This window comes from Spirosoma taeanense, assembly GCF_013127955.1.
In the GTDB taxonomy this organism is placed as follows: domain Bacteria; phylum Bacteroidota; class Bacteroidia; order Cytophagales; family Spirosomataceae; genus Spirosoma; species Spirosoma taeanense.
This window is the reverse complement of sequence record NZ_CP053435.1, coordinates 1,123,580-1,140,804: the sequence shown is the minus strand read 5'-3', so window position 1 is coordinate 1,140,804 and position 17,225 is coordinate 1,123,580. Positions and strand designations below refer to the sequence as shown.

Here is a 17,225-nt window from a genome sequence, read left to right as displayed (position 1 = left end):
TACGGCTGACCTGCCTTCCCGATACTGTAAACAACAAACCTGAAACCGTGATCAATTACCGCTTTTATCCGTCGCTGCTGAATGTTTTCTCTCGCTATATCCGGGGTGGCAACCTGTCGGCGCAGGAACTGATCGACTCCATTAATCGCGTCCCGACGCCAACGACGGCGGCTCAGGAGCGCGGTATTTCGTTTGAGGAGGCCGTAGTCAAAGGCACCGACGAAGATCGCTTTGACCCGGAAGTGATCAAAAAAGTGCGCAAGCTGCTGCCACGCCCTATTGTCGACACGCAGGTTTATTGCCAGTGGCAGATTGACGACGTGCTGTTCTACGGCTACGTGGATTTGATTGGCAAGTTCAAGGCGGTGGACCTGAAAACAACGGCGTCGTACCAACCCGGCCGTTATGTACACAACCATCAGAACCTGTATCTCCACGCCCTCAAACGGAAGGGGATCAAGCTGATGGAATACGTTATCGCTGAATTCCAACCGGGTGGTCAGGCCGAGGTACACGTAGAAAGTTACGCGTTGACGCATCCGATAGATAAACAACTGGAAGAGATTCGGTTATTCAAGGCTTTTCTGGAAGAACACCGTCCCCTCATCACCGACCCAAAGATTTTTGTCGCGCCGGGCGAGGATGCGGATGCCCGGCGTAAGTCGTAACTTGCGTTATGCTTCAGCGCACCCTTCGCCTGTATAAGAACGCCTATCAGGGTTTGTCGCCATCCGTCTGGCTGCTGGCGGGCGTCATGCTGATCAACCGCTGCGGCACGATGGTCCTGCCTTTCCTGACGCTTTACCTGACGCAGCATCTCCACTACAGCGTTCAGGATGCGGGCATTGTGATGGCCGTTTACGGCATGGGCGCTTTCGTCGGCACCTTTCTGGGTGGCCGGTTAACCGACCGCTTCGGCTTCTATTACGTTCAGTTGCTGAGCCTGCTGTTTAGTGGGGCCTTTCTGCTGTTCCTGCAATTCGTAACAGGTTTTTATGCCTTATGCGGAAGCGTCTTTGTGTTTACGTTGCTGGGAGATGCCTTCCGTCCAGCCAATCAGGCGGCCATCGCTTACTACTCGGAACCGGAAACCCGCACCCGCGCCTTCTCGCTCAACCGACTGGCCATCAACCTTGGCTGGGCCGTAGGCGGTGGCTTAGGCGGCTGGCTGGCGGGTGTTAATTACAGCCTGCTGTTCTGGGCCGATGGTCTGACCTGCCTCGCGGCCGGACTGGTTCTCTGGTTGTTTTTGCCCACGCCCGAACGATCAGTAATCAGCGAACAGCGCATTGAGACCAATCAACCGAACAGCTCGACTGGCGTACCCTCCCCCTATCGAGATACGCTGTTTCTGGCTTTCGTTCTGTGCTCAGCGCTGTACCTGACCGTTTTTATGCAGTTGTTCAGCATCGTCCCCCTGTTTTTCAAGGAAGTTCTGCTCATGCCGGAAGGAACGATCGGCCTGTTGATGGCACTTAACGGCCTGTTGATTGTCATGGTAGAAATGGCCCTGGTCTATCGTCTTGAGCAGCAGCACCGTTCCAAAGTGGGTCTGATTGGGATAGGCGTTGTCTTAACGGCTGTCTCCTACGTTACGTTGACGCTGACCGACTGGCCGGTTCTGCCGAAAGCAGGCATTGCGCTCGCATTTATTCTGTTTGTTACAGTCAGTGAGATGCTGGCCATCCCCTTTATCCAGTCGTTCACCGTCGACCGGTCAAGTCCGGCTACCCGGGGTCAGTATCTGGCGCTGTACGCGATGGGCGGGGCGCTGGCCCAGACGGCCGCACCAGCCTTTGGTTCGCAGATGGTAGCGCATTTTGGCTTTTCAGTCCATTGGCTGGTGGCAGCGGGCCTTAGTCTGGTGTCGGCGGGGGGATTCTGGTGGCTGAATCGCCAATTGACAACAAAAACCATCTGATGAGGTTCTTCAGCTTCCAGCCGGGCAGTTATAATCTACTCATCTGGACCACGTCGGGCCGACAGGAGCGCAACTACCTCAATGCTATCTGGTGTTGTTTTATAATACAGTACTGTCTGCCTGTTCAGTACGCATTCTCGAAGTCCTTCGCGCTTTTCCGACCTTCGATACATTTCCGGCATTTGTACAATAAGCTGTAGCTTGTCAGCCAGCAACGCTAGAAAATTTATTTTGACCTGTTCTGACCAGTTCTCAGATAAGTAATTTACAATCTCCTCTAACTGTTGCTCGGCTTCCTGTGAGAAGTATATATCAGTCATTGATATTTCTTCATTAGCTCAGAAAACGGTTTTTTCCGACCGGCTTCTACATCCGCTAGCCCTCGATCAATTGAAGCCTGATGCTCGGCTGGTAATTCATCCCAAAAATCGCGCTGCTGAGTCACCTCCCGCGAAAGTAGCGTCATATAAGCTTGCAGAACCACATCATCGTCGATCTGATCAATTAGCCGGTGCAAGTTCTTTTTGATTTCGATTGTGCTCATTCTTACTTAGAAAAGACAGTCTAATTTAATCATAACCTCTGTTTTTGCAATCTAGCCTGAATTTCTTTACGACCTTTGTATTCACTCTTTCCCTACTTTGCTTTGAAACTTTGGCAAAAAGAAGGCGTTTCGACCGCCGAACAGATTGAACGATTCACCATCGGACGAGACCGCGACATGGATCTGTATCTCGCCCCTTTTGATGTGCTAGGCAACCTGGCCCACGCCCAAATGCTCGAAACAATTGATCTGCTGACTCGCGATGAGCTGCAGATGTTACGTACTGAATTAACGACGATCTTTAGACAGATTCAGGCCGGTCAGTTTGTGATCGAAGAGGGGGTTGAGGATGTCCACTCCCAGGTTGAGCTGCTGCTGACCCGGGTGCTGGGCGACGTCGGAAAAAAAATTCATTCGGGCCGTTCCCGGAACGATCAGGTGCTAGTCGATCTGAAACTTTTTACCCGCGACCGGCTCTGGCGCGTGGCGGAGGCCGTTAGGCGGGTGTTTGACCAGCTCATCAGTCGCTCCGAGCAGCACAAAGCCGACCTGCTGCCGGGGTATACCCACCTGCAAATCGCCATGCCCTCGTCGTTTGGACTGTGGTTCGGCGCCTACGCTGAAGCCCTCGCCGACGATATGCTGACGCTACAAACTGCCTACCGTCTGGCCAATCGCAACCCGCTCGGCTCGGGCGCGGGTTACGGTTCGTCGTTCCCACTAAACCGAACGCTAACCACCGAACTGCTGGGCTTTGAGGGGATGCATGTCAACGTAGTGTATGCTCAGATGAGCCGGGGCAAAACCGAGCAAACTGCCCTGACGGCACTGGCGGCTGTAGCCGCCACCCTTTCCCGGATGGCCATGGATATCTGTCTCTACAACAGCCAGAACTTCGGATTTCTGACGCTGCCCGACGCCCTCACGACCGGCTCCAGCATCATGCCGCACAAGAAAAACCCCGACGTAGCCGAACTGCTGCGGGCAAAAACCAACCGGCTGAAAGCTTTACCCATGGAAGTAACGCTGGTGATGAGCAACCTGCCCTCGGGGTATCACCGCGATATGCAGCTATTGAAAGAGATCCTGATGCCGGCCTTCGATGAAATCCTGGACTGTCTGGACATCACCCACTTTATGCTCGAACACCTCGAGGTGAAAACCAACCTCCTCGACGATTCGAAGTATGACCTTCTCTTCAGCGTTGAGCGCGTCAATGAGCTCGTATTGCAGGGCGTCCCCTTTCGGGAAGCTTACCGAACCGTTGGCAAAGAAATCGCTGAGCATACCTATGCCCCACCCCGGCAGTTGCATCATTCGCACGAAGGTAGTCTGGGAAATCTCGGTACGGGGCTAATCATCGGGCAAATGGAGGAGGCTATGGCCGGTTTCGGGGCCGAACGGGCGCAGATAGCCGTTCAACAGCTCCTAAATCCAACCAGTTAATTAGAGGCCAATCCCTTAAGCAAAGAAGCCAGCCTGATTTCACTCCAGCTGGCTTCGTTGCTTAGAATCTTATATGAATTACGCGGTAGCCTTGACCGTCACGGGTTCGGCGGCTGGCATCTGCGCCATTTTCTTTCTGAACTGCGCTTTGATGAAGTTCCGGATTGGTTTTTCCATCCATTCATACACAGCCGCCGACACGGCAATCAGCACGATCAGAAACAGGACACAAACGATTTTGTAGGGCAGCGTCACCACAAAATACAGGAAATAGAACATCACGATTGAAATCGGCACCTGCAGGATAAACAGGCCATAGCTTATCTCGCCCAGATAACGCAGCGGACGCGTTTTGAACAACCGCATAAGCCAGTTGTCGCTCAGGCAGGCGCCCAGCAGGATGACTGTAAAGGCAGGCGCAAACAGAATGCTGTTTTTAAACGCGAAGGAATCGGAAAACAGCATCATTACCAGCATCAGCACACCCAGCACGTAAGAAGTCAGGTACACCCGCCAGGCCGTCGCCTTCAGAGCCTCGAAATGCCGGACAATCAGCCAGCCTCCGCCCATCCCGACAATGAATTCCGGCAGGTGAAATACGGGGAAGTAGAAGCCCCAGTCAATCGGCATACCAGCCCGCAGGCAACCGTAATGGATACCAATGCTTCCCAGCCAGATGATGGCGATGTTCCGCATCAGGACAGGCGTCGATTGCCGCACCATCCAGCCGTACAGAGCCGGTGCCAGCAGCGTCAGCATGACTTCTACGCACAGAGTCCAGCTTACATAGTTGTAAATCAGCGCATAAGGCGGATACCAGGCGTGCAGCAGAAACGTACTGAGCAGAACCTTAGTTGGCGTCAGGGGCGGAATATTGGCGGCCGGATTCACCCGCTCGACCATCAGTTGGAGAAAAATCGTCAGCGCCAGCGCCAGGATATGCAGCGGATAAATGCGAAAGAACCGGTTGAGCCAGAACAGTTTGGCAGGTATCTTCTTCGGCATTTCGCCGAATCGGGCAATGGAGATAATCATCACAAACCCTGTCAGCACAAAGAAAAAGCTCAGCAGCGAGTTGGCATACTCCAGCAGACGGCCAAAATAAGGCAGAGACAGCATCCCAGCCGAGCGGCCAAAGTGAAAAACCAGAACGGCCATGGCCGCAATGAAGCGTGTAAATGTTAGTTGGTCGAAGCGCATACGGCGGAAAACACATTGCGAAAGAACAAGATTAACCCCAAGCGGCCGTACGCCCAAACTTATTTACTGATAGGAAACCCTTGTTGTTACCGGAACCCGGCCGGTGTTTTACACCACCGGCCGGGTGACGTGGTTATTCGTAGCGATACGCTACCAGATTATTCTTGAAGAACGTCGGCACAACCAGCAGTTTCCGGCGACTAACGTATTCGATATCGGCCGAATTGATTTTGTCGGTTCGCGTGTCGAGCAACTGCTCTTTGGTCCCATCGGCGTTGACGTGGAAAACCTGCCCGTTCCAGTCCGAAACAAAATAATTGCCTTTGCCCTCCGGCACAATCCCATCCGTAGCGGCCATTCCATCCGCAATCGTAGTCATGATTTTGGTGCCCACGTCCACCGATCGCAGCGCGCCAATTTTCGTGCTGCCAATCATCAGCCGGTCTTTCCCGACGGCCAGAACGCCATTGGGTTTGTTGAGCTGCTCGCCTTCCATCCAGATCTCCCACTTGTCATTTTTCAGTCGGTAGATCTTATCGAACCGGCTATCCGATACGTAAACCGTGCCGTCTTTGGCGACCGTAACGTCGTTGAGAAACGCATTTTTTGAATCGGGGGCGTCCCAGGTTTTCTCAACCTGTCCGGTGGCGGTATTGATGGCCACCAGCCGATACACATCCGTTACGTAGAGCCGATTTTTGTAAACGCCCATTCCTTTGGGCGCATTCAGACCCGAAGTCCAGCGCAGATTTGTGATTTTACCGTCGAGCGATACTCTGGAGATGAACCCATTCCCATCGAGTTCATCGGCCTTCCCGTCAATATTTGCGACGTAAAGCACATCCGTTCCTTCGTCGTACAGGACAGACTCCGGCGTGCGCAGAGTTGTATCGGTTTCCCAGACTTTGGTGAGTTTGGCGGGCTTCCTGGCAGCCGGGGGCGTCAGTGCAAGGAGCCCGGCGGTGACAACAGCCAGCGTAGCGGCACATACGTGAATTTTCATATTAATGTGATTGTCAAGGGTTTTAAAAAAATAGAAAAAATTTAGTTGTAATCTACCGGGTTTATAGTTTAACTAGAGCCCAAAAATCGTAGAAACGATATAATTATTCTAACTAATTGGTAACAGGCGAATATTCTACTGCAAACATTCGCAAAAGCAGGCGGTTTAGAACCTCGCACGCTAATATCATTCAGATTATGGAAAATTACCAACCTCAGACCTCTCAGCCGCAAGCGTCAGTCGGCCCACTCAAAGAAAGTATTCGCGACATGGTCCGCTTACAACGTGACTATCAATTATCGGATGAATTATTCTGGGAAATATTCAATGCCCGTGTCCTGCTGAACGAGCAGATTGATATTAATGAATTTGTGCGTGATTTAAATATTGCTCCTGCCCGCGCCTGAAACCCCGCTTTGCCGGTACCAAACCACTGCCTGGTTATCCGCTCAACCGCGGATAACCAGGCAGTGGTTTTTTTAGATTACATGGATTTCTGAAACCCGTTTAATTCATTCGACTATTTAGATTTAACAAATTCGAAACTTTGTCTTTAATTTGGACCGGCTCAGTCGTTATATTCCTGAATGATTACCGAAACCCGCCCTGACTTATTGTCGTCCCTTATTGCAGGGAAGCCCCTTGACGGCGTTGCCTTTAAGGCGTTAACTGAACATACCGATGCGCGTGGCTCCTTTACGGAGATCTTTCGGGATAGCTGGGGAACCTGCCTTACGCCCGCGCAATGGAGTTTGGTTCGCTCCGAGCCCAATGTGTTTCGGGGGATGCATCTGCACCGACGACACGACGAATACTTCTCGCTCATCGAAGGCCACTGTCTGATTGGTTTGCGCGACATTCGCCCCGATTCGCCAACGTATAACCAGTCAGCGTTATACGAACTAACCGGTACCGACCCGAAAGTACTTGTTTTTCCGCGAGGTCTGCTTCATGGCTGGTACTTTTTCATTCCTTCCATCCACGTCCAGGCAGTTTCAGAAGACTATGCGCACTACAGCCACGACGACAACTGGGGTTGCCACTGGAGCGATCCGGAACTGGAACTACCCTGGGGGATCAGCGATCCAGTTTTATCCGATCGGGCCAGTCAATTTCCTCCGCTTCGGCAGTTGCTGAAGAACCTAGCCACCCCTGGATTTTCTGCCTGATCCAGCCCGGTAACTGCCCCGGCGAGCGTCCTTTCACGCTCAGCCAGCTTTCTTTCAATCGATTACGTTCATATACTGCCTGCGCAATGGCCTGATCGAGAGCAGGCTGCAGTTGAGCCGGTACCTGCAGTTGCGCAAACCAATGGCTTAGCTCGGCCTGCCGCTGCGCTACCGTCCAGCCCGGATGATCGCCCCGCTTGAAATACAACAGCGTGGGTGCCCAATGAATAACCGGCCGACAGTCGGGTTGAGCCAGCATCTGCTGCCACATATACCAGTCTGTCGCTACGCCGGTGGGAGTCGTTCGCCAGCCATAGGGCAGTTGGTGGTAAGAATCGAGCGTGTGGCCTACTGCCGAAAGGTTCACAAAGGTTTTATCGGGCGACTGCGTTGGTCGGAACGGCACCACCATACGCCCGTCTTCGCGCACCGAATAAAAGGCAGTTGTTGCCAGCGTTGCATCCTGTAGCTGATTGTCCAGCGTCTGCAGGTGATGCGGCAGCCACAAATCCCGGTCGCACAGGTAGGCCACGATACGACCACGGGCCGTTTGCAGCGCCTGATGCCGGTATTCTTCGCCCCGGCGTTCGTGCTTGGGCTGGTCGAAGAACCGGATGCGCGCATCCTGCCCCATCAGTTCGTGAATAACCGAACGGGTCGCGTCCGAAACGCCATCGCCAATGATGAACAGTTCCAGATCCGCCACGGTCTGACGCAGCACACTACCAACGCAAAACGGCAACAGCGCCCCCCGGTCGGCGGTAGTAGGCAGAATGACGGTAGCGGTTACGGACATAACAGGCAGATTAATTGGCTAAAGCTCGCAATTCTTCCAGAATGCGCACCACCTCAATGCCTTCGGCAAGGTCGCTAACGGGCGCGGGTCCACCCTTCAGATAGTCCAGAAAAGCGGCCAGTTCAAGCCGGAGCGGGGGCGTTGCATCAAAATACAGACGTTCATACTGGATTGCATCAGGCGGAGTCTGGTCGTTGCCGCGCCAGAGTTCAACGTAATCGGCGGTTTCGCTGCTCAGTACGGCCACGCCTTCCGTACCGTGTAACCGAACCTCCCGACGCTTGTCGACGTAACGCGTAGAAATCTCAAAGATGAGCTGCGGCCGATCGCCCAGCATGGCGATCATAGTCCGGATCTGGCGACCGTGCCACTCGGCTGCGGCTGCTTTAGGCTTGGGAATATGCCCCAGAATCTCCTGCGCAATTGTCAGATCGTGCGGAGCGAGCGTCCACAAGCTATCGGTATCCAGTCGCGGGCTTGTCCAGTTAGTGCGGGTCGTTTTTAGCTGCAGCACCTCCCCTACCGCGCCCGTTCGCGCCAGTTTACCCAGTAACCGAATGCCGGCATGATAGCGCCAGATGTGCATGACGAACGTTGGCGGCAGCCGAAGCTGTTCAATTGCCTGGGCGTCGGCATAGGACGTCGTGAGCGGCTTTTCAATAAAGATCGGCTTTCCCAAATCCGCAATCTGTTCGAGCAGGCTCCAGTGGGTGCTGGCGGGCGTCGCGACAATTAATCCATCATTCTGACCCAGTGTATCGAATCGCTCGCTCACAGCCACGGCTCCATTAGCAACGGCCCACTGGCGTCGGTCGGCATCTGGGTCGCAGACCGTAACGGGCGCCCCCAGCGCAACCAGTTCCGTCAGGATGAGTCCTCCCCACCGGCCGCAGCCGATAAGTCCAACGGAAATTCGATCAGGAGGATGGGAGAAACTCATCGGCAAAATAGCGGTACGAGCGCAGGAAGACCGGCTTGTGACTTAACTAACCAGTTTTACGGCCAGTAACGCTTTTGACCGGGCATAAACATACACCACAACAATCAACGTAACAACCCCGCCCAGCAATACCGATGGCGCTGCGCCAATTAAGCGGGCCGCCACACCCGACTCAAACGCGCCAATTTCATTCGACGAACTGACGAAGATGCCATTGACAGCCGCCACGCGCCCCCGCATGTGGTCAGGTGGGAAAATCTGGAGAATGGTTTGCCGGATAATTACGCTCACGCTGTCGAAGGCACCTGTCAAGGCCAGCATCAGGAGCGACAGGTAAAAATTAGTGGAAAGGGCAAAAACGATTGTGGCAACACCGAACCCCGCTACGGCCAGCAGCATATTCCGCCAGGCATTGTGCGTGGGTGGGTACCGGGTCATAAACGCCATCGTCAGCAAGGCACCAACCGATGGGGCTGCCCGCAGGAAGCCCAGCCCTTCGGCACCCACCTTCAGAATGTCTTCGGCAAATATGGGCAGAATGGCCACCACACCCCCGAACAGCACCGAGAACAGATCGAGCGAAATGGCATAGAGAACAATCTGGGTTTTGAACACAAACCGAAACCCTTCTTTCAGACTCTCGCGCAGCCCCAGCACGGGCGAATCGCTGACCGGTACGGGCTTTCGATCAATGAGAGAGATAAGCACAAAACAGACCGCCAGCAAGCCGATCACGACCAAGAGCGTGTTGTCGAAGCCCACCCAGCTATAGAGAAATCCGGCCAGCCCCGGCCCCACAATGGCCCCCGCCTGCCAGAACGAACTGCTCCAGGTAGCAGAATTGGGATATAGTTCACGGGGTACTAAAAACGGCTTTAGCGATGAACTGGCCGGGGAATAGAAGCCCTTGGCCGTTCCGATCAGCATCAGCACCCCGTAGATCGTTGCTAAGCGGGCGGTCTGCGACAGGCTTGCCACCAGCGACGGCTGAAACGCCAGATACAGAATCACCGATCCGAACAGAATGACCAGCAGGCTCCATTGCAGAATTCTCTTTTTGTCACGCCGGTCGGCCAGGTGGCCGCCAAACAGCGACAGCGCAATAAACGGCAGGGCCTCCGCCAGACCAACGAGACCTAAGGCCAGCGGGTCTCGGGTTATTTTGTAGAGTTCATAGCCCAGAATAACCTCCTGAATCAACAGCGTAGCCGTAATCAGGAAACTGTTCATCACGAAATAGCGAAATTCAGGAAAGCGTAAAGATGCGTAGGTGTCGTTCGCAGACTTCGGAACCATAATTACCGGAAATTTGGTAGCCCCGCCAGGCAGGACTTGTATTTTTGCGCTGCTATCTTAACAAATCGATGGAATCTCAGTTCAGAACCCGCATAAAAATCTGCTGCATCAGCAGTCCGGAGGAAGCCCGGCTAGCGATTCGACTCGGTGCCGACGCGCTGGGACTGGTTGGCCGGATGCCCAGCGGCCCCGGCGTTGTAGCCGACGAACTGGCGGCTCAGGTCGTCCGGGCGACGCCCCCGCCCATTGCTACGTTCATGCTCACCAGCGAAACCCGGACCGAGGACATCATTGCCCACCAGCGACGCGTGGGTGCCAACACGATTCAGCTCGTGGATGCAGTTCTGCCGGAAACGTATGCACAGCTCCGCCTGGCCCTGCCTGCCGTTAAGCTTGTGCAGGTCATCCACGTAATTGACGAGAAGAACCTTGCTGAAGCCCTGGCAGCCGTTGCGAACGGAGCCGATGCACTGCTGCTCGATTCGGGGAATCCAAACCTGGCGATTAAAGAGCTGGGCGGCACGGGGCGCGTGCATAACTGGCAGGTGAGCCGCCAGATCGTGGCGCAGTCGCCGGTACCGGTATTTCTGGCCGGTGGACTAAACGCCGAAAACGCCCGGCAGGCCATCGAGACCGTACAGCCGTTCGGACTGGACATCTGCAGTGGCGTGCGCACCAACGGGCACCTGGACGCGCGCAGGCTGGAAACGTTCCTGCGCGCGATCAGCTAACCAACAATAAAAAACCCGGACTGTGGCTCACAGTCCGGGTTTACGTATGTCGGGTGTTAATCCGAGCCTTTAGACAATCGCGATTTCTTTCACCAGTTTCTCTTCTTTGACTTCCACTTTAGGCAGCTCCACCGTCAGAATACCGTTCGTGTAAGCAGCTGTAATCTGGTCGGCGTTTACGTTCTTCGGCAGACGGAAGCTCCGCTCGAATGCGTTCACGCCAAACTCATGACGCGTGAATTTTTCGGTTGACTGATCGGCCTGCGCTTCGGGTTTGTAAGCGATCGTCAGCTTGTTATTTTCTACGTTAATCTTTACGTCTTCCTTCTTCAGACCGGGAGCGGCCAGTTCCAGATGGAAAGCCGTTTCGGTTTCTTTTACGTTCACGGCCGGAACGTTCGGGGTCGGATTGTAATACCGATCAATGACCGGACGACCATAGAACGGGTTAAAGAAAGCAGGAATGCGGTTGTAACGAACTAAGGTAGCCATGGTATTTGCAGTTATGATTAAGTTCTTGTTTTCCTGTTGAATACATCAGGTATTAATCAAACTACGTACCATCATAAATTTTTCGGCCTACTCTGCCATTATGACTTACTTTAGCGTATAATACTAAGCCCTGTACGCCATATTGACATTAACCACCAAACTATATGTGCAAAAAATTCAGGCCCGATACGTTCTGAGCATCGGGCCTGAGTAAGGTTTCTGGTAGAAACGTTGTTAGCGTTTTTTCTTACCAGAGTAATTTCTCGAATAATTTGACTTAGTGCTATTTTCCTTCTTTGCACTACCCAGCAGTTTCTCCGCCAGATCCGGGCGGTTTAACTTGTTGAGCCGGTTCCGAATCCAGTCTTTGTATTCGGGCTTATACCAGAAGAAATAATTGTTCTGGGCCTGCTTTTCGTCCCGCGTTTTGGCCGTCTTGACCGGCTTCAGCGTGTACGGGTGCACACCGGAGTAATAGATCACTTCGGCCACGGTCATCGGCGTCGGCGTAAAATCCTGCACCTGTTCGAGCTGGAAGCCCATCTCCTTGGTTTCGGCCGCCAGATTAGCCATATCCTGCTCCTCGCAGCCGGGGTGCGACGAAATGAAGTAAGGAATGAGCGGCTGCTTCAGATTGTGCTTGTCCTGAATCCGGTCGTACTTCTTCTTGAACAGCTTAAAATACTTGAACGACGGCTTCCGCATGATCCGCAGCGTATCATCGGCGGTATGCTCCGGGGCCACTTTCAACCGACCTGATACGTGGCGCGTCACCAGTTGCTCCATGTATTCGTCGTGGTTGCCGTCTTCGTTGTTCTTGTTAAAATCATCGACCAGCAGATCGTAACGTACCCCCGAGCCAACGAACGCCTTTTTGATGTTCGGGTTGGCGTCAACCTTACGGTACAGCTCCGTCAGCGGCTTGTGCGACGTATCGAGGTTCGAGCAGATAACCGGGTGGATGCAGCTCGGGCTCTGGCAGCGTGCGCAGATCGACTCGTCTTTACCCTTCATCTTGTACATATTGGCCGATGGGCCGCCCAGATCGGAAATGTAGCCCTTGAACTCCGGGTGCTTCGTGATTTCGTCTACTTCTTTCAGCACCGACTGCTCACTCCGCGAGGCAATGAACTTGCCCTGGTGCGCCGAAATGGTGCAGAAACTGCATCCGCCGAAACAGCCCCGGTGCATGTTCACCGAGAACTTGATCATTTCATAGGCTGGAATCGTCCCGCGCTTTTTGTATTTCGGGTGCGGCATACGCGTATACGGCAGATCGAACGACTTGTCAATTTCGGTCTCGTCCATCGTCTTGAACGGCGGATTGATCACCAGCACCTGATCGCCGACCTGCTGCGTAATCCGGTTAGCCTGCCACTTGTTCGACTCAACTTCAACAATCTTGAAGTTAGCCGCATATTTGATCTTGTCCTGCAAACACTCCTCATGGCTCGCCAGCGCAACCGTATTCCAGTTGTTGTAGTCACGCAGTTCGGCGCGGGCGTCGTGCATGAACGCCACCTGGTTGATGTTCCGCATCGACGAAAACGGTACGTCTTTCCGCACCAGTTTCAGGATTTCGCGCAGGGGCTGCTCGCCCATGCCATACACCAGCATATCGGCCCCCGAATCGACCAGGATGGAAGGCATGAGTTTGTCCTGCCAGTAGTCGTAATGCGTAACCCGGCGCAGGGAAGCCTCAATGCCGCCCAGCAGCACCGGCACGTCGGGATACAGCGTTTTCAGAATATTCGAATACACGATGGTGGCGTAATCGGGGCGGAAACCCGCTTCGCCACCGGGCGTATAGGAGTCGTTGGAGCGCAGGCGTTTGTTAGCGGTGTAATGGTTCACCATCGAATCCATACAGCCGGCCGTTACGCCAAAAAAGTATTTGGGCCTGCCGAACTTCTTAAAATCGCGCAGGTCGTCTTTCCAGTTGGGCTGGGCGATAATCGCCACGCGGAACCCTTCACTCTCCATGATGCGACCGATCACCGCCGTACCGAAGGCGGGATGGTCTACATAGGCATCCCCTGATACCAGCACAATATCAACTTCATCCCAGCCTCGTTTCTCGACTTCTTTCATCGTCAGAGGCAGCCAGTCGGTAAGGGGTCTTTCAATCATGAGCACACGAGATTATCTATCTCAAAAACAGCGTACGGACGAAATAATTCACTGTTCGGCAAAGATTCATGCGTTCCGGGTCTGTGGCATCCCGTTAAGCTTCCTCAACTCAACGTATCTGTACGCTGTTACGGCCAAAGTGAGCGAAGATCCCAATTTACGTTCTGCCCTTCGACAGCGTCAGGGCGACCTGTCCGGCATGGTGGGAGTTGTGAAAGAGGATATGTGAGAAAAGCCGGACTCGTGAAACGGTACCGAAAAACGGGGTTTCAATCGGTTCCAGCCAGGCCGAATCCGGCGTGTTTTCGATATAGTTCTTGAGCCGGTTGTAGCCCTCTTCGACCAGACGACGACTCATCTCCAGGTCCTGGCCCTGCCCGCTATCGGTCTGCCCCATGGTTGTATTCCGTACCTCCGTCGGCAGTCCGAAAAATAAGCCGAACAGATTAAAGGTTTCGCCAACGTGACGAAAGATAAACCCAGCCGATGCGGTCTGCTCATTCAGCCGATGATGAGCGTTTTCGGCGGTGATTTTGTCAAAAATAGTCAGAGAGGTTATCTGGTTCTGAACCAGCAGGTCAAGAAGGATTTCTTTTTGCATAGTGTTTCGGGAAGGCTTCTAGTCTTCAGCCGACGCAGTGAAGCCCATTTTATCAGACTCTCGGGCCGTATTGTTGAGTTTATTCCGAATCAGCATGGATGTTCTGACCGATTGCTCTTTTAAATGCAAAAACTGTTTACGGCTTTCATCCTGTTGAAAGGCCCGAAAGTCCTGCTCTGTCTCAAACCGGACAAGGTGTAGCTCGTAAGGCTTATCGATCGGCTGTTCAATAAAGGAATCATCCGTGGGTTGTATACGCAGCAACAGTTGCCCATTGTACTTCGCAATCAGCGGAATCGCAACGTCCTCGAATTGATAAAAGACCTGCTCCTGCCCTTCCTTCACGTATATCAACTGAGTTAGATAAATCATATCAGCGCAGGAGCTTTTATGCCTTCAATCTAATGACGCCAGCCCTGCCTTAGCCCGACACGCAAGAAGTTTATGCAAAGCGCCCAACACCAACAGGGCTGATGGATGGTAAGTTAACTGACTAAACGCACAGATTTTTAACCTTTACACCCTCATTTTCGTCGGGCTAAAAACCGTCCTTCTGGGGCGAGCAACCTGTCGCCGGAGACGCGGAGTTTGGAAAAGATTATTTCGGCTGAGCTTGCTTCACAAACTCAACTGATACGGCTAGCACTTATTTTCTTCAGGGCATCAGGTTTACGCTGCCAAGGGGTAAAGTTATCAAAAACGCATAACTTGACTAATAAACGCCGATCGGAGACTAATTATCACCATGACGTAGTGAATACTACACCGAACTAGGAACTCTCTATTATACACCGTACATCTTTTTCTGATTATCTTTCGGTTCTTAACTCTCGCATTCTATGAAATCGCTCGTTACGAAAGGCTTACCGTGGGCCTTATTGACTTGCCTGATTATTTACACGTTGATTTGTCTACTCGTCATTTCCGATCCGAAACTTCATTGGCCTGGCTGGAATTGGCCCGACTGGAAGCAATTAATTATGCTGTCTGGTCCGGTTCATTGGCCTGGCTGGGGGCGGTTGGTTATGCTATTAAGTGTAGTAGTGGCGGTACTGGTCGCTCTGACGTTTAAGCAACCTGCCGATCAGTATCCAGCATCTACTGGTAATGAACACATCACTACCGAACCGTCGGCTTTTAATAAGGGGCTGGGACAGGCCTGGCATATACGCCCACTGGCGGCCTCAATTATCCTGCTGGTGGTGTACAGTTTGGTTTGGTTTATCGAACTAAAAGCCCCTATTAATTCTATAGGGCAAAATTTCCATCACTGGACGCCACTGGGGCGGCTAGTCATGCTAGTGGGCATTGGCGTAGCCATCAAAAGCCTGTTCACATAGAAAACAGCCAGTGATAAAATTCAGACAGGGGTTGCATCCGAAGAAGGATTCGAGTCGGGAGGACCAAGTGAACGCTCAACCGTTAGGGTGATACTACCTGTATTATTGGCGTAGAACTTCCACATATCATTGGCGAAAGTCCAGAGAACGCCGTCCTTTTCTACTCTGACGGTGGTACCAAGGCCAATTGAAAATAAATCGGCTACTAATTGCTTAGGATCAGCAATGAACAGGAAATACAACGCTTCATACCAAGGGCGTTCTATCCAGGGCCACGGTCGTGGGTAATTGATCATCCCGACTAAGTGCATCCAGGGCAGTTTAGGAGCCCGTCTAGCCCAGCGCACTAATTTTTTGAGTTTTGATTCCTGTCTGGCGGGTTGGCCTTGCGGGTTAAACGGTGTATCGTCGAGATCCTGCCAGTAGCCGCGTGCTTCAAAATGGTAGGAGCCACCAGCTTCCAGAATCAAGCCGGTGTTGTTCCAGAGTTCATCGGAACGTACATCCACTGAGACGCTTTCGCCGGGTTTGAGCGTACGGAAAGGTAACTCAGTGCTGCCGGTCTGCCGGCAGATGTCGTGCCGGGCAAATACGCTATTGTGAAGATACCCCTGCTCTCGTGCCCTGTCCCCGTCATCGTCAGGACTGTCGAGCAGCGGATTGAACCAGCGCGGCCAACCGGCCACGCTCGTCCAGAGTGCTCCCTGAAACGAGCGGTGAATGCGTCCGACGGGATTTAGTTTCAGCGTCGCGTGCGGACCGCTAGTCTGCATGGCGTTTGGACGTAGCAACAGGCCTTTTTCGACAGCCTTTTGAGCCATCCAGTCTAGGGCGATGTTAGCCAGGTCCCGATCCGGGTACCCCCCCCCACATCACTGTGAACACCTCGGAACCAAGCCTGCTCGACACATTCTGGACGGTGTTCACCGGACTGAGGTAGCTCCCAAAGCGAGGGCATGAAACTTGTTCTAATTTCGTCCATCGCCAGAGCATGATAAACATTGTCGGTAATACTATTGGGCGATAGCTCGTGGAACCCGTTGCGAAAGAAGCGCAGGTTGAAGCTCCAGCCCCAAAACGAAAAACCCAGCGACCCAACCGTGTCCCAGACTCCGATAAAGTGAATCCTGACCTGTCCTGGAGCACGACCCGGCTTAAATTTCGGGTAGTCGTAGTGTGTTTTAGGATCGTTGTGCAGGTATTTGTTGCTTTCATAAAACCGGTATGCCTTCTCAACGACCTTCGCGTCGGGGTCGACTAAGCCCACCTGTCGGATCATGCCCGCAATGGAGCGGGCCGTGAAAGCACCCCGCGAAAACCCAAACAGAAAGATATGATCGCCCGGCTCATAGTAACGGGCAATAGCTAGATAACCACGTCGGATGTTGGCTCCCATGCCCGTACCGGTAGCGCCTTCAAACGCCCGGCGCGAATTGCCACCCAGTGCACCTATGCCCGATTGATACCAAGTAACTTGTTTATCGTCCGACTCGGCGGCCGTTTGGCAGGCCTGAAACAACAACCGGACATTCGTAGCGGTGGGCATGCCAAATTCTTCGTCAGTAGCTGAATTCCAAGTGCCGTCGCAGCAGATCACAATATTTTTGGGCATGGCA

General features: G+C 53.2%; 20 protein-coding genes. 7 read left to right on the top strand and 13 right to left on the bottom strand.

Features of this window, described 5'->3' with window-relative positions; genetic code table 11:
• Nucleotides 1-47 precede the first annotated feature (47 nt).
• Nucleotides 48-668, top strand: coding sequence for a PD-(D/E)XK nuclease family protein (locus HNV11_RS04890; RefSeq protein WP_171738602.1), 621 nt, complete (start codon nucleotides 48-50; stop codon nucleotides 666-668).
• Nucleotides 669-676: 8 nt separating this feature from the next.
• The gene (locus tag HNV11_RS04885; RefSeq protein WP_171738601.1) at nucleotides 677-1,921 is read left to right on the top strand and encodes an MFS transporter; all 1,245 of its coding nucleotides are present in this window, start codon (nucleotides 677-679) and stop codon (nucleotides 1,919-1,921) included.
• 35 nt (nucleotides 1,922-1,956) lie between these two features.
• On the opposite strand, the gene HNV11_RS24190 is transcribed toward HNV11_RS04885, so the two are convergent.
• Nucleotides 1,957-2,241 (bottom strand): type II toxin-antitoxin system RelE/ParE family toxin, encoded by a 285-nt coding sequence (locus tag HNV11_RS24190; RefSeq protein ID WP_171738600.1) that lies wholly within the window; start codon nucleotides 2,239-2,241, stop codon nucleotides 1,957-1,959.
• Nucleotides 2,238-2,465 (bottom strand): hypothetical protein, encoded by a 228-nt coding sequence (locus HNV11_RS04875; RefSeq protein WP_171738599.1) that lies wholly within the window; start codon nucleotides 2,463-2,465, stop codon nucleotides 2,238-2,240. Before HNV11_RS04875 ends, HNV11_RS24190 begins: the two co-directional genes overlap by 4 nt.
• Before the next feature lie 102 nt (nucleotides 2,466-2,567).
• Here HNV11_RS04875 and argH point away from each other — a divergent pair, with 102 nt between their 5' ends.
• A complete protein-coding gene (gene argH / locus HNV11_RS04870; protein ID WP_171738598.1) occupies nucleotides 2,568-3,911 on the top strand; it encodes an argininosuccinate lyase in 1,344 nt (447 codons plus the stop codon).
• Nucleotides 3,912-3,989: 78 nt separating this feature from the next.
• Here argH and HNV11_RS04865 read toward each other — a convergent pair whose 3' ends face one another.
• A complete protein-coding gene (locus HNV11_RS04865) occupies nucleotides 3,990-5,111 on the bottom strand; it encodes an acyltransferase family protein (protein ID WP_171738597.1) in 1,122 nt (373 codons plus the stop codon).
• Between the two features lie 133 nt (nucleotides 5,112-5,244).
• On the bottom strand, nucleotides 5,245-6,114 hold the full coding sequence (locus tag HNV11_RS04860) for an SMP-30/gluconolactonase/LRE family protein (protein WP_171738596.1): 870 nt from the start codon (nucleotides 6,112-6,114) through the stop codon (nucleotides 5,245-5,247).
• 197 nt (nucleotides 6,115-6,311) lie between these two features.
• Between HNV11_RS04860 and HNV11_RS04855 the strand changes: the two genes are divergently transcribed.
• Both HNV11_RS04855 and HNV11_RS04850 read left to right on the top strand, forming a co-directional pair.
• Nucleotides 6,312-6,521: a hypothetical protein gene (locus HNV11_RS04855; protein WP_171738595.1), complete on the top strand. Its 210-nt coding sequence runs from the start codon at nucleotides 6,312-6,314 to the stop codon at nucleotides 6,519-6,521.
• Nucleotides 6,522-6,701: 180 nt separating this feature from the next.
• Nucleotides 6,702-7,283, top strand: coding sequence for a dTDP-4-dehydrorhamnose 3,5-epimerase family protein (locus tag HNV11_RS04850; protein WP_171738594.1), 582 nt, complete (start codon nucleotides 6,702-6,704; stop codon nucleotides 7,281-7,283).
• On the opposite strand, the gene HNV11_RS04845 is transcribed toward HNV11_RS04850, so the two are convergent.
• From HNV11_RS04845 to HNV11_RS04835, 3 genes are read right to left on the bottom strand one after another with little or no spacing between them, the layout of a single operon-like run.
• Nucleotides 7,192-8,079: a glycosyltransferase family 2 protein gene (locus tag HNV11_RS04845; RefSeq protein ID WP_171738593.1), complete on the bottom strand. Its 888-nt coding sequence runs from the start codon at nucleotides 8,077-8,079 to the stop codon at nucleotides 7,192-7,194. The genes HNV11_RS04850 and HNV11_RS04845 overlap by 92 nt on opposite strands.
• Nucleotides 8,080-8,089: 10 nt before the next feature.
• A complete protein-coding gene (locus HNV11_RS04840; protein ID WP_171738592.1) occupies nucleotides 8,090-9,019 on the bottom strand; it encodes a Gfo/Idh/MocA family protein in 930 nt (309 codons plus the stop codon).
• 42 nt (nucleotides 9,020-9,061) lie between these two features.
• A complete protein-coding gene (locus HNV11_RS04835; protein ID WP_171738591.1) occupies nucleotides 9,062-10,315 on the bottom strand; it encodes an MFS transporter in 1,254 nt (417 codons plus the stop codon).
• Nucleotides 10,316-10,383: 68 nt separating this feature from the next.
• Between HNV11_RS04835 and HNV11_RS04830 the strand changes: the two genes are divergently transcribed.
• The gene (locus HNV11_RS04830) at nucleotides 10,384-11,046 is read left to right on the top strand and encodes a phosphoribosylanthranilate isomerase (protein WP_171738590.1); all 663 of its coding nucleotides are present in this window, start codon (nucleotides 10,384-10,386) and stop codon (nucleotides 11,044-11,046) included.
• 69 nt (nucleotides 11,047-11,115) lie between these two features.
• On the opposite strand, the gene HNV11_RS04825 is transcribed toward HNV11_RS04830, so the two are convergent.
• The 4 genes from HNV11_RS04825 to HNV11_RS04810 form a co-directional block, all read right to left on the bottom strand.
• Nucleotides 11,116-11,538, bottom strand: a complete 423-nt coding sequence (locus HNV11_RS04825; protein ID WP_171738589.1) for an Hsp20/alpha crystallin family protein — start codon at nucleotides 11,536-11,538, stop codon at nucleotides 11,116-11,118.
• Between the two features lie 234 nt (nucleotides 11,539-11,772).
• Nucleotides 11,773-13,668, bottom strand: coding sequence for a YgiQ family radical SAM protein (locus HNV11_RS04820; RefSeq protein WP_171738588.1), 1,896 nt, complete (start codon nucleotides 13,666-13,668; stop codon nucleotides 11,773-11,775).
• A gap of 157 nt (nucleotides 13,669-13,825) precedes the next feature.
• Nucleotides 13,826-14,269 (bottom strand): DinB family protein, encoded by a 444-nt coding sequence (locus tag HNV11_RS04815; protein WP_171738587.1) that lies wholly within the window; start codon nucleotides 14,267-14,269, stop codon nucleotides 13,826-13,828.
• Between the two features lie 18 nt (nucleotides 14,270-14,287).
• Nucleotides 14,288-14,641, bottom strand: coding sequence for a DUF1330 domain-containing protein (locus HNV11_RS04810; protein WP_171738586.1), 354 nt, complete (start codon nucleotides 14,639-14,641; stop codon nucleotides 14,288-14,290).
• 467 nt (nucleotides 14,642-15,108) lie between these two features.
• On the opposite strand from HNV11_RS04810, the gene HNV11_RS04805 reads away from it, so the two are divergent.
• Nucleotides 15,109-15,609, top strand: coding sequence for a hypothetical protein (locus HNV11_RS04805; RefSeq protein WP_171738585.1), 501 nt, complete (start codon nucleotides 15,109-15,111; stop codon nucleotides 15,607-15,609).
• Between the two features lie 20 nt (nucleotides 15,610-15,629).
• Here HNV11_RS04805 and HNV11_RS04800 read toward each other — a convergent pair whose 3' ends face one another.
• Both HNV11_RS04800 and HNV11_RS04795 read right to left on the bottom strand, forming a co-directional pair.
• On the bottom strand, nucleotides 15,630-16,430 hold the full coding sequence (locus HNV11_RS04800; protein WP_171738584.1) for a hypothetical protein: 801 nt from the start codon (nucleotides 16,428-16,430) through the stop codon (nucleotides 15,630-15,632).
• Between the two features lie 5 nt (nucleotides 16,431-16,435).
• On the bottom strand, nucleotides 16,436-17,221 hold the full coding sequence (locus HNV11_RS04795) for a DUF2235 domain-containing protein (protein WP_171738583.1): 786 nt from the start codon (nucleotides 17,219-17,221) through the stop codon (nucleotides 16,436-16,438).
• Nucleotides 17,222-17,225: the final 4 nt, after the last annotated feature.